Origin of the sequence: Catenibacillus scindens, from assembly GCF_014202115.1 — a bacterium.
In the GTDB taxonomy this organism is placed as follows: Bacteria; Bacillota; Clostridia; order Lachnospirales; family Lachnospiraceae; genus Catenibacillus; species Catenibacillus scindens.
Map to the genome: position 1 here is coordinate 22,818 of NZ_JACHFW010000007.1, position 12,489 is coordinate 35,306.

Sequence of the window (12,489 nt, forward strand, 5' to 3'; positions counted from 1 at the left end):
ATCACAACTCCTCCGCGAAACCTTTCTGCAGCTTATTAAATACAAGTATTCCGATAGCCAGAACGATAAGGCCGAGGACAAAGGCCCAGGCCAGATTTCTAAGCTCAGGGAACTGTTTGTAATAGAGGATTTCCCGGTAGGCATTGATCACTGGGGTCATAGGGTTAAAGTTCAGCAGCGGGCGCAGCCGTTCGGGAACCATGTCGATAGAATACACCACCGGGGTCAGGTACATCCATGCCATGGTGACGATGCCAAGAATATATTCCAGATCCCGAAAGTAAACTGTCAGGGCGGACGTGACCATGGCGCCGCCTAAAGCCATAATGTACTCTACAATCATGACAATGGGAAGGCACAGCCATGCCAGTGGATTGACGCCGATACCTGAAAACAGGATAACTACAAAGATGACGATAAAGCTGAACAGCATATTGACAAAACCGCTGGTCACATAGGAAATAGGCATAACTTCTCTCGGAAAGTAAATCTTTTTCACCATATCCTTCTGGGCCATAATGCAGGCTGCGCCTCCCGTCATAGAACCGCTGAAAAAGAGCCATGGCACAAGGCCGACAAAAAGATAAAGGTAAAACTTTTCAATGTTATTTGGCATAACAATGGAAAATACAAAGGTGTATACGGCAAGCTGGAGCAGGGGATTGATAAAAGTCCACAAAAATCCCAGAACAGAGCCTTTGTAGCGCCCCCGCAGATCCTGCCGCACAAGGCTGTATATCATTTCACGATAATCATAAAGTTCTTTTAAATGTTTCATAGATTCAATCCTTTTCGTAAATTTGCGCCATGCGCCGTTTAACTTTTTCTAAAGCCTGATCCATGCCAAGTTTTCTGGAAATATAGGACTTTGCCCGCTGTGCCAGGCCGTTATAGTACTTTTTATCTTCAAGCAGTTTCTTCATATAACCGGCAGCCTGGTCCACATCCGGATCCGCCCAGACCGCCCCCTTTTTATATGGAGGATAATCTTCTTTAAGCGTTGTAAATGAGTAATCCACCATACAGGCCACATCATCATTCATAAACTCGGTGTTGGAGGACCAATTGGTGGCAATGCAGGGCGTTCCCACGAGCATGGCCTCTGCCATGACCAGGCCAAAACCTTCGGCCCGGTGGAGGGACACGAAAACATCGCAGTCTCTGATCAGTGTATTGACCTGATCTTTTTCCAGAGTTTTTGTGATATAGTAAACATTATCGTAGTCTCTAAGCCCTTCTTTTAATATTTTCAAGTCTTCCTCTCTGGCATTGTTAACTTTGATCACCAGGCCTACCCGGTAATCCCCTGGGGGAAAGGCTTTTTTAAAGCTGTTAACCGCACCCATAGGATTTTTCCTCTCCATAGTACTGTTGGAATCGTACATCGCCAAGAAAAGAAAACGGTCTTTGGGCAGATGAAAATAATCCCGGTCATATTTTTCATCGGTTTTGGCAGTCACACAATACGGCATGGTCTTTACTGGCAGGTCGGTAACTTTTCGAAGATTACCGCTGATAAATTCTGACGGGGTCCATATTTCATCAAGCATGGGGAAATACTTTTCCCAGCTTTTGGGAATTTCTTCCAGCTCCCACAGCCAGAAAGCGATATTGTAGCTGTCATCCCAACAATCTTTGGGCAGACGGTCATACATCAGGAGCATTTCATCGGGATTAATGTGGATCAGATTGATCCCATAGGGCAAATCTTCCCGGATCCTCGAATCATATCCATGCTCCTGGGCACTCATTAACGAGGCCGGCAGCCTAAAATTGTAAAGGGCGTAAGGGATTTGGCTGGCTTCAAGAACATCGGCCAGCAGTCTGCAGCTCTGTCCCAGCCCCATCTGGGCCTGTACAAGACCAATCACATTGATCCCGTAAGGCTTTTTCCCCGGCGCGAAGGGACGCCGCCCCTGACGCACAAGACTTTTGTAAGACTGTTCCAGCATTCGGGATTTTGCAGATGTAAGAAATTTTTGCGGCAAAACTTTTTTCAGGGCAGGTTTGATCTTCTCAGCCTGCCTGAGCATATTGGATGTAATAGTACTCATTTTCGACTCCATCTTCTGATCCGGTTATCCCCAGATCATCTGCATCACGGCTCTTAACCAGCCATATTTGATGACATGATTTTTTATATAAAAGTTTATTCTGTAAAACTTATTTTTCTCATAAAGGTGGCCGTAGTCAAAGATCAGCTTCTGAATCTTCGGATCTTTGATCCGGCTGTGAAATAATTGGTAAAAACAGTCTGCCTGAGCCATATAACCTTGCATCTCTTTGCGGAACTGTTTTTTCCCCTGGCGGTACCGCTTCCATAGATAGGAAAGGCTTCGGGCGTCGGCCGCCCCGACAGTGTTGTCTCCGTGCTGCCGGTACAAAATGGTAGCCTCCGGTAAAAATCCGATTTTTCCGAAAACACTGGCTGTGAGAGCCGCGAAATGATCATGCATGGCGATCCCTTTTGCCATTTTAACCTGGCGCACCAGAGTATATAAAGCCCGATTCATCATTACTGTACAGCCTGTCACGCTGTTTTGCAGCAGTAGCCTTGGCAATGTTACTTTGGGCGGAACATTCATATATTGAATAAAAGACGGCGCGATGGTGTTAAGGATCTCATCCGCCACCGTAAGATCGGTGTAGACAAGAAGAGGCGTATGGGCGCCGTATTTCTTTTCCATAGCCTTCATCCGTTTTAATGTTTTTTCAACTTTATCCGGCTTCCAGTAATCATCCTGGTCACAGAACATCACATAATCCGAGGAGGCCAGAGACAGCATATGCATAAAGTTTTGGGCGGCGCCGCCGCAGGCTTTTTTATTGACACTGACTGTAATCTTTCGCCGGTCCGAATCCGGATGGCTTTTATTAAACCGGCTGGCAGCCGCAGCAGCCAGGGCGGCCGTCTCGTCTGTGGAACAGTCATCACAGATCCACAGATTCCACTCTGCGCAAGTCTGAGCCTCTATGGAAGCTATCTGTTCCTCAATATATTTTTCGCCATTATAAGCGGCTAAAAGTATGTCAATCATGGTTTATCGCCACTTTCTGTAATATTTCACCATGGACCGCAAAAAAATGCAGACGCCCTTCATGCTTTTTGTATTATCTCTTTTCCAGGTGTGGTAGACGTGCATTCCCGGATGATAGACAAGATCCCCGTAAGCCCGGAGCCTCCGGGATAAGTCCGCGTCCTCAAAATACATAAAAAACCGCCGGTCATAGCCGTGGACTTTTTTCAGCACAGACGTCCGGATCACAGAAAAGCATCCAGTGCAGGACATGACTTTTGCAGGACGGATCATAACTGTATCTTCCATAGTGTAGATCCTGCGGTAATGTTTCAAAAAAGGCAGCTTGCTTAAAACGACAAACTTAAAATTCGGGTCCCGTTTTGGCAGATACTGTATGGTCCCGTCCAGGTTGCGGATCATAGGCGTCAGTTGCACTACTTCCGGATGTTCCTCCATATAGCGAACCATCTGGAGGATCACGTTGCTTTTGAAAAAAATATCCGGATTGATCACAGCGTGAAAATCCGAATGTACCCGGCGTATGATCTGGTTATGGCCCTGGCCAAAGCCGATATTTTCCTTTCCCTCAATGATCTTTACCTGAGGAAAATGCCGACGCAGAAGCGGCACGGTCTGATCTGTCGACCGGTTATCATAAATATAAAGCTGGAAATCACAATTTTTTGTGTGATCCAGAATAGATTCTACACATTCCAGTATGGTTTTTTCATTATTATAGGTGACAATGCTCCCTGTAATCTTCTCTTCCATTTATTCCCCCCACCAATCATTGGATTCCTTATCCAGACCGGACAGAATCACTTTCTCCTTGTCTTTGAAAGCTTCCGTACTGTCTGGCTTAAATACAACGATCAATGTCTGAAGCAGCAGTTTCAGATCTTTTACAAGACTATATTTTTCAATATACATCAGATCCAATACAAGTTTATACTTTGGCGATGTGTTATACTTGCCCGCAATCTGAGCATAGCCGGTGAGTCCAGCCTTAACCCGGAGACGATAGGAAAACTCCGGATATTCTTTAGTATACAGATAAACATTTTCAAGCATCTCCGGCCGTGGCCCTACCATGCTCATCTCACCTTTCAAGATGTTGACAAACTGAGGCAGTTCATCCAGACGATATTTGCGCATGATCTTTCCCACCGGAGTGATCCGGTCATCATCGGATACAACGGAAAAATTTTTCACATTTTCCCGCATGGTGCGGAACTTATAAACCTGGAAAACCTTTCCATCCTTTGTGGCCCGGCGCTGCTTAAATATTATTTTTCCGCCGTCGCATAATTTTATACTGACAGCACACAACAGCAGGATCGGACTGGAGATAATCAGAGCCACCAAAGACAGCACAATATCCATCAGCCTTTTGACCACCTTCTGTTCAAAAGACAGCTCCTTGACAGGAGCGCTGATCAGCGAAATATCGTCGAGGATCACATGTTTGGAGTTAATCTCAACAATATCAGAAATTTCAGGGCTGATATAGACATTTCTCAAATTCCGGTAACAATATTCCATGATCTCCGTCCGTTCCCGCACAGGTACGTTATAGATAAAGACGGTGTCACATTTCAGGATAGTCTCATAAAGCTTTTCTGACCGATAATCCCTGGCATAACAAATACGGTACTGCTTCTTAAAACGGGACACTGCTTTGGCAATCTCATTGAGGCTCTGGACAGACTCTGTGACAATGCAGCACCGCTCCGGCGCGTACATGCGAAAGTAGATGTAATTGCCCGCGTAAGTAAAAATAATCACAAGCCATATCTGCACTACAATGACGATGAGCAGCAGACCGATGTTCTCAAAGCGGAACTGACGGTTATTGGCATCATTAGTGTTCATGATGGCCAGGACAATATAGGTCACAAGATCTGTGAGAACAACAGCCAGCCCCAGAGAGGCGATGATCGGCTTGCTCTTCCTCTGACCAATGTCAAAAGTCCCGTAGGCTGCGGTCAGTCCCAGTCCGGAAAGGCAGAAAGTCACAAGGGTGATCGCCGCCGTACGGGAAGGCCGCAAAAGCTGCCAGTCTTCAATACCCATAATGAAGAAAAAGCTGCCCAGCAATGCCAGGTATAACACCATTTTTATCAAAAATATTACTGATTTTCTAAATGTCCATATAACTTTCTTCACGTTGCCTCTCCAAACCCTGTCTGTAGTGCATCATAACTATCCTGCCGCAGGGCTGAATAGTTATGTTATGATACATTATAACACACTTTTATCGGTTATTTATTACTATTTTCTACAATTTTCCATATTTTATCTGTCTGAATTGCCAAAAGTCCGGTGACTGTTCACGAAACGGACAGTAACAAAGCCTACAGCCCATAATCGGCGAGGAGTTCTTTAAACTCATCAGAGTCTGTAAACCCGGCCAGAACTTCTCTGCGGGAATCCCCGGCCTCAAGACGCCTTACCCAGGCATTCAGTCCATCCTGATCCGGATTCCGGTCCAAAATCGCCCGGTAGCAGATCCTTACAAATTCCTCATTGGACAGATTTTTATTGACAAACTCATCAGAGCCGATAAATCCGTCGGGAAGCTGGGCGGCGTAGCTTCTATCCGCCAGGATCAGTCCTGTCCAGTCATTAAGGCCTTCCACATCCGGCTTTCTGTCCAAGAAGATTTCATAACACCGGCTTACATACCTGGTCACGCCGTCATTCTGATCCCGGTTTTCGCTTAACGGGATGTTGCCCCGGACAATGCCGAAATCTTCACAGATACCTGTAAATTCATCGGACTCGATAAAGCCTCTCAAAACGTAAAGTCTTGAAAATCCCTGATTCAGCCGTTCCAGCCAGGCCGCCTTACCTGCGGCGTCGGATTTACGGTCCATGCAGGTATTATACAAAATTTCAATATATTCTTCATCGCTCACATTTTTGTCGGTAAATTCCGGGCTTAAAATAAAGTCCCGCACAACCTCGGCGCCGGTGGTCTCGCCGCTGACTAGCACATCCACCCATTCCTGCAGACCGGCGGCATCATATTTTCTATCAAGGACTATGGTATAAAGGCGGCTCACAAAGCCTGGCACACCGGTCAGCTCTTCCTCCTCATCGGAGGGCACTTCTCCGTAATAGAGGTTCAGGTCTGTATATCCGCTGATACCATCAATCACCCCCTGAGATGTAAACTGCCACATCATATAATCACCGTCATAGGTTGTATTGCGGCCTTCAATAGATTCATAGGAAGGATACTCCTGCCCCACCTCCTGATAATAAAAATACTGGGCTACCCACGTATTATACAGGCTGTTAATCCGGCTGGTTTCCCATGTCCACTCGCTGTCATAATCCTCATCCCAATCGTCCTGGAGATAGAACTGGCTGCCATACATTGTAGCATTATATCCGGCGTCACTGATAGTTTTTAAAAAGGCAATGGCATTATCGGTACGCTGGGTTTTAGTTAATTCATGGTTGCGGTAATCCTCATCCTCATAGCCTTCACAGTCGTAGGCCACCGGATATGTAATATTATAATCTTTAAGGACATTAATAAGGTACTGAGCTTCCTCAACAGCCTCCTCCTCTGTGAGAGCTGTGGAGAAGAAATAAGCGCCAACGCCTATGCCCGCCTCTGTGGCCCCCTCAAGATTCTCAATAGCTTTTTCATCCATAACAATCTTTCCGGTGCCATAGCCTCTGTACGCCACACGGATTATGGCAAAGTCTACGCCGTCAGCGGCTACTTTTTCCCAGTCAATATCTCCATTCCACTGTGATACATCAATGCCGTAGGCTGTGACCTCCTGATCCTGTACCGCAGAAAACGGCATAATCATAGAATCATATACGGCGTTCTGACGATAACTGCGGTCCGCTTCCGGGTCATCGTTGACAATCTGATTTTCAGCCACCTCATTCTGGGTTTCACTCCCGGACTGAAGCTGAGTTTCGCTTTCAATCTGTGTCTCGTTCTCAACTGAAGTCTCACTCTCAGACTGTGTTTCGCTCTCAATTTGTGTCTCGCTTTCAGTCTGAGTTTCGCTTTCAGTCTGAGTTTCGCTTTCAATCTGTGTCTCGTTCTCAACTAAAGTCTCGCTCTCAATTTGCGTTTCGCTCTCGCCCGAAGTCTCGCTCTCAACTATAGTCTGACTTTCAGTCTGTGTCTCACTCTGGATCTGAGTCTGGTTTTCTATGGTTTCCTGTGTCTGGGCGCTATTTTGCTCTAATGGTATTTCCTGGGCATAAGAAGGCGTAACCATCCCCGCAGTCAACAGCATTGCCAGCATTGCCGCCGCAGTCTTTTTGCTCAAGGTTTTTCGTGTTCTCATGTCATTTCCTCCATTTCCTGTGTGTACCGCCGGGACAAGCCAAAGCGGCACAGGTTTTACAGATACTCCGGCTAAGATGGCTGTGCCGGTTGTTTCATTCCCATAACTTCCCCAATTCTCTGACACAGTCCGGTATAACGTTTTTGTTCACTGACGTTGCCGATCATCCTTTCCACCGTCTCTTCGCTTCCCACAATGACCACACACCTTTTGGCGCGGGTCACCGCAGTATAGAGAAGATTTCTGTTAAAAAGCATTCTCGGTCCGGAAAGCAGCGGCAGGATCACTGCCGGGTACTCACTGCCCTGAGATTTATGTATGGTAACCGCATAGGCTAACTCCAGCTCATCTAACTGGCTGAAAGGATAGCTGACTTTGCGGCCCTCATCAAACTCTACAGTAAGTAATTCCGCAAAAGTATTGATTTCTTTTATAATACCGGTGTCACCGTTAAAAACGCCCACCCCTTTATCTACAGGGATATTGTATTTATCTGTAACTTCCCACTCAATCTGATAATTATTTTTTATCTGCATCACCTTGTCCCCTTCTCTGAAAAGGCCCTGGCGATGTTCCCTCTCCCTCTTGTCCGAGGAAGGAGGATTGAGATACTGCTGCAGGATCACATTGAGACGCTCGACGCCAAGCTCTCCCTTGCGCATAGGGGTCAGCACCTGAATCTCATAGGGCGCCGCACCCACATTGGGAGGCAGCTTATCCCGGATCAGGGCAATCATCACGCCGATAATGGACGGAGTGTCATAACGTTTCATACAAAAAAAATCTCTTGTTTTATGCGCCAGGTCAATGGGAATGCCGTCGTTGATCTTATGGGCATTGGTGACGATGGCGCTCTCCAGTGCCTGGCGGAAAATCTTTGTCAGCCGCACAACGTTAAAGCAGTGGGAATTGATAATATCTTTCAACACGTTTCCCGGCCCAACAGAAGGGAGCTGATTCACGTCCCCCACAAGGATCAGCCGGGTTCCCGGCATGACAGCTTTGAGCAGGGAGTTCATAAGGTTTATGTCAACCATAGACATTTCGTCGATAATGATCACATCGGCCTCCAAAGGATTTTGCTCGTTGCGCTCAAACCGGGCCAACGCCTGGTCTTCCGGCGCTCCGGACAATTCAAGAAGCCGGTGGATCGTGGACGCCTCATAGCCGGTGGCTTCGGTCATTCGTTTTGCCGCCCGGCCGGTAGGGGCCGCCAGGCGGATCTCAAGATTTTCATATTCAAAATATTTGATCATGGCGTTGATGGTGGTTGTTTTTCCCGTTCCCGGTCCTCCGGTAATGACAAGAACGCCATGGCGCACCGCCTCCATAACCGCCATTCTCTGCATATCATCAAGGGCAATCCCCTCTTGCATCTCAATACGGCGAATCACTTCCGGCAGAGAGAGATCCTCCACGTCATAGGTCATATTAAGATTTTTCAGCATCCGGGCCACATTCAGCTCCAGATAATAATAGGAGGAAGCGTAGACCACCACTTCCCCGTCCATTTCCCGGACCATGATCTTTTTGTCAATACTCAGATCCATGAGATGCTTGTCGATGAGAGACGGATCAATGTCCAGAAGCTCCGACGTCCTGGCAACAAGAATATCTTTAGGCAGGTAAGTATGGCCGGACAGAGTCCCCTGGGCCAGAGCGTAAATAATGCCGCTGCGGATACGGTAGTCGGAATTTTGCCCGATTCCCGCCCTGTGAGCGATCTCGTCGGCCAGTTTAAATCCGATACCGGTAATGTCTTCTGCCAGCCGATAGGGATTTTCCCGGATAATATCATAGAGACGGCTGCCGTATTCATTATATATTTTTATGGCGTAAGTGGAAGAAATGCCGAATTTCGCAAGAAACATTGTCGCCTGGCGCATATCCTGCTTATCATGAAACTGTTCAAAAATCTCCTGAGCCTTGCGCTCGCTGATTCCTTTGATTTCGGCCAGGCGCTCCGGCTCCTCCTCGATAATGCGGAATGTGTCCTCTTTAAACTTAGAGACTATTTTGTGGGCCATTTTAGGCCCCACACCTTTAATCGCCCCGGACGCCAGATAGCGCTCCACAGAATAAGCGTCCTCCGGTATTTCCACGGAAAACGTGTCGATCTTAAACTGCTGACCGTAAGTCATATGCTCCACATAGCTGCCCTGGGCTTTAATATATTCACCTTCACTGATGACTGGCATGGTACCAACGCACACAACTTCACTGCCTTGACACATTAAATTCAGCACAGTATATCCGTTGCCGTCGTTGTGATATACTATATGTTCCACCAGTCCCTGAAGCTCCTCCATGCAGTCACCTCCTTATACCATGCATGGGCACCGAAGCTTATCTTCACATACGCACAGCGCTGTGAGCTGCGGCCAACTCGCCCATGCCCTCAATAAACTCCGCGTATCGCCCGGTACCGATGGCTACAACCGAGAGCGGGTCATCCACTGTGGTGGTGCGGATGCCGGTGGACTCTTCCAGAAGTTCTTCCATGCCGTAAATCTGACTGCCGCCGCCGGTGAGCAAGATGCCTCTCTGGGCAATATCCGCCGATAATTCCGGCGGGGTCTGTTCCAGTACCTGGTGAACACCGGCAACAATGGCCGAAGCTGCCTCGGTGAAGGCTTCCTGGGTTTCCTCGGAAGAAAGCTGAATCACTTTCGGCATCCCGGTGAGGAGATTCCGCCCCCGAACCTGGGCCATCACCGGTTCCGGCCGCTCATAGACAGAGCCGATGGACATTTTGATATCTTCCGCAGTCCGCTCACCGATGAGCATATTGTGCTTTCTGCGCATATAGCGGATCAGGGCGTCGTCAAAATCGTCGCCGGCGACTTTAATAGATGTACTTACTACTGTATCGCCCAGAGAAATCACGGCGATGTCTGTCGTCCCGCCGCCAATGTCTATGATCATGTTGCCGCTGGGCTTTGAAATGTCAATTCCCGCGCCGAGAGCGGCGGCAATAGGTTCCTCAATAATAATAACGTCTCTCGCCCCGGCTTCCATAGTCGCGTCGATAACGGCGCGCTTTTCAACCTCCGTGGCCCCGCTGGGGATACACACGCTCACTCTGGGCCGCCGGAGATTTTTCCGGCCCATGGCTTTATGAATAAAATATTTTAACATTTTTTCCGTAACTGTGTAATCAGAGATCACGCCCTGGCGCAGCGGCCGGACTGCCGCGATATTGCCCGGCGTCCTTCCGATCATCAGCCGTGCCTCCTCGCCGATGGCTTTGATCTGATTAGTATCTTTATCATAAGCGACCACCGACGGTTCGCTTAAAACAACTCCTTTTCCACGTATATATACAAGAATGCTGGCAGTTCCCAAATCAATTCCGATATCTGAGCCTAACATTACTTTCCCCTTTCCAAATATGCCTTTTTTCAAGGCATTTAGTAGTGTTCAAATCGCATACAGTACTATTATAACTGATTTTCTGTAAATTACCATAAAAATATTACATAAATTGTAACAATTCCATTCTTATATATACCGGGATTTTTTTCCAGAAAACCTGTTATTTATGGGTTTTTCCGGAAAATTCCAGATTTTTATCACTTAAATTTCACAAAATTTTCATCATGTTTTTGTAAAATTTTTTTAAGATATAGGATTGTATAGTTTTCGATTACGTGATAAAATAAGCCTCATAGTAGTAGGGGCACGCGGAATTTTTTGTAACAGTTCAGCCATCAGGGATGGGCAGGATGATTTATGCTTGCATAAGGATCAGCCGCCCATTCCTGATGAAGTGACCGCCCGATAATGAGCAAAGGAGCGGCATAAGCCGCAGGTCAGCGCAGCGTAGGCGTGGCTGAACTGTTACGATTTTTATATTCAGCCACAGGGCTGGTTTTATCAGGTTCCTGCTGCTTTTTTGTTGCAGTAAACAAAGACGGCATTCTCTGCCTTCCTTTATGGGCCGGGCTTTATCGGGATGTATGGTGAAGCTCGCCATTGGTAAAAACTATGAAAATACTTGTTGCGTGCGCTCAGGTTTTTCTGGGCATCATCTATTTTTTTATGAAATTATGTCCGGTAGAAGACAAAGTGGTGATGATTTCCCGCCAGGCCAACCGGCCATCCCTGGATTTTACTCTGATCCGGCGCCATCTTTTAAAACAGGCGCCACAGATAAAGATCGTCACCCTCTGTCATACATTGGAAAAAAGGCTCAACGCCAAATATATTGATCTGATCAAATATGGTTTTCATATGTTGAAGCAGATGTATCATATTGCCACAAGCAAAGTGGTTGTGCTGGACACCTATTGTATCGTTGTTTCCTTATTAAAGCACCGGAAAAATCTGCAGATCATACAGATATGGCACTCCATGGGCAGCATGAAAAAGTTTGGCTACACTGCTCTTGACACGCCTGAGGGCGTTCCCTCAAAGACTGCCCGCCTGCTCCATATGCACGAAAATTACACCTGTGTCCTGGCCAGCTCCCCGGCTTACAGCCATGACCTTGCCAGAGGTTTTAACTGTGATGACAGTATTGTGAGAATCATGCCTCTTCCGCGGACAGACCTGCTGCGCAGCGCAAAATACAAAAAGAAAAAGCGCAGTGAAATTTATAAAAAATTTCCGGAACTGGAAGGGCGCCGCGTCATTTTATACTGTCCAACATTCCGGAAAGATGAGGAAAAGATGCGGGCTGCCATTGAAAATCTGACCCTGTTTCTCGACGAAACCAAAGATATTCTTGTATTCATGCCCCATCCGCTTTCAAAGATTTCCATAAGCGGTCCGGGAATTTTATGTGCGCCGAATTTTTCATCCTTTGATATGCTTTTTGTAGCGGACGCAGTGATCAGCGATTATTCCTGCATTGTTTATGAAGCTGCCTTTATCGGCCTTCCGGTTTATTTTTATAATTTCGACATGAGCCGCTACTTGCAAGAGCGGGGACTGGCCATTGACTATTACAAAGAAATCCCCGGACCATCCAGCAGCGATCCCCAGGTTCTTATGGATGCCATCCACAGCGGCATATATGACTGGGACCGTCTGAAAGCCTTTTCAGACAAATACATATGTTACAGCGGTCATGCTGGGCAAGACATTGCCCGTTATATTCTTTCTTTTTTATAAAAACGCCTGATTCCCATTTGCGGATAGATCGC

The 12,489-nt window shown here is 47.0% G+C and carries 9 protein-coding genes; 1 reads left to right on the forward strand and 8 read right to left on the reverse strand.

Translation table 11 applies throughout. The features are described 5' to 3' along the window. Window position 1: 1 nt before the first annotated feature. The 8 genes from HNP82_RS09665 to mreB all read right to left on the reverse strand — a co-directional run bounded on the left by HNP82_RS09665 (window position 2) and on the right by mreB (window position 10,714). Window positions 2–778 (reverse strand): ABC transporter permease, encoded by a 777-nt coding sequence (locus HNP82_RS09665; protein ID WP_183773793.1) that lies wholly within the window; start codon window positions 776–778, stop codon window positions 2–4. 4 nt (window positions 779–782) lie between these two features. Next, on the reverse strand, window positions 783–2,054 hold the full coding sequence (locus tag HNP82_RS09670; RefSeq protein WP_183773795.1) for a glycosyltransferase: 1,272 nt from the start codon (window positions 2,052–2,054) through the stop codon (window positions 783–785). 24 nt (window positions 2,055–2,078) lie between these two features. Beyond that, window positions 2,079–3,038: a glycosyltransferase family 2 protein gene (locus HNP82_RS09675; protein WP_183773797.1), complete on the reverse strand. Its 960-nt coding sequence runs from the start codon at window positions 3,036–3,038 to the stop codon at window positions 2,079–2,081. Between the two features lie 3 nt (window positions 3,039–3,041). Beyond that, window positions 3,042–3,791 (reverse strand): glycosyltransferase family 2 protein, encoded by a 750-nt coding sequence (locus HNP82_RS09680; RefSeq protein ID WP_183773799.1) that lies wholly within the window; start codon window positions 3,789–3,791, stop codon window positions 3,042–3,044. After that, window positions 3,792–5,186 carry an exopolysaccharide biosynthesis polyprenyl glycosylphosphotransferase gene (locus tag HNP82_RS09685; RefSeq protein WP_207720598.1) on the reverse strand — a complete coding sequence of 465 codons (1,395 nt, stop codon included), beginning with the start codon at window positions 5,184–5,186 and terminating at the stop codon, window positions 3,792–3,794. It lies immediately after the preceding gene. Between the two features lie 188 nt (window positions 5,187–5,374). Next, window positions 5,375–7,342, reverse strand: coding sequence for a DUF4214 domain-containing protein (locus HNP82_RS09690; protein WP_183773800.1), 1,968 nt, complete (start codon window positions 7,340–7,342; stop codon window positions 5,375–5,377). A 71-nt stretch (window positions 7,343–7,413) separates the two neighbouring features. Next, on the reverse strand, window positions 7,414–9,651 hold the full coding sequence (recD2, locus tag HNP82_RS09695; protein ID WP_183773801.1) for an SF1B family DNA helicase RecD2: 2,238 nt from the start codon (window positions 9,649–9,651) through the stop codon (window positions 7,414–7,416). Window positions 9,652–9,694: 43 nt separating this feature from the next. Next, the gene (mreB, locus tag HNP82_RS09700; protein ID WP_183773802.1) at window positions 9,695–10,714 is read right to left on the reverse strand and encodes a rod shape-determining protein; all 1,020 of its coding nucleotides are present in this window, start codon (window positions 10,712–10,714) and stop codon (window positions 9,695–9,697) included. A 615-nt stretch (window positions 10,715–11,329) separates the two neighbouring features. Here mreB and HNP82_RS09705 point away from each other — a divergent pair. After that, complete coding sequence (locus HNP82_RS09705) at window positions 11,330–12,457, forward strand: CDP-glycerol glycerophosphotransferase family protein (RefSeq protein WP_183773803.1); 1,128 nt, start codon at window positions 11,330–11,332, stop codon at window positions 12,455–12,457. Window positions 12,458–12,489 lie beyond the last annotated feature (32 nt).

Excerpts from the sequence above, each read along its gene's own strand:
- HNP82_RS09665 (WP_183773793.1), bottom strand. The coding sequence starts at position 778 with ATGAAACATTTAAAAGAACTTTATGATTATCGTGAAATGATATACAGC.
- HNP82_RS09670 (WP_183773795.1), bottom strand. The coding sequence starts at position 2,054 with ATGAGTACTATTACATCCAATATGCTCAGGCAGGCTGAGAAGATCAAA.
- HNP82_RS09675 (WP_183773797.1), bottom strand. The coding sequence starts at position 3,038 with ATGATTGACATACTTTTAGCCGCTTATAATGGCGAAAAATATATTGAG.
- HNP82_RS09680 (WP_183773799.1), bottom strand. The coding sequence starts at position 3,791 with ATGGAAGAGAAGATTACAGGGAGCATTGTCACCTATAATAATGAAAAA.
- HNP82_RS09690 (WP_183773800.1), bottom strand. The coding sequence starts at position 7,342 with ATGAGAACACGAAAAACCTTGAGCAAAAAGACTGCGGCGGCAATGCTG.
- recD2 (WP_183773801.1), bottom strand. The coding sequence starts at position 9,651 with ATGGAGGAGCTTCAGGGACTGGTGGAACATATAGTATATCACAACGAC.
- mreB (WP_183773802.1), bottom strand. The coding sequence starts at position 10,714 with ATGTTAGGCTCAGATATCGGAATTGATTTGGGAACTGCCAGCATTCTT.
- HNP82_RS09705 (WP_183773803.1), top strand. The coding sequence starts at position 11,330 with ATGAAAATACTTGTTGCGTGCGCTCAGGTTTTTCTGGGCATCATCTAT.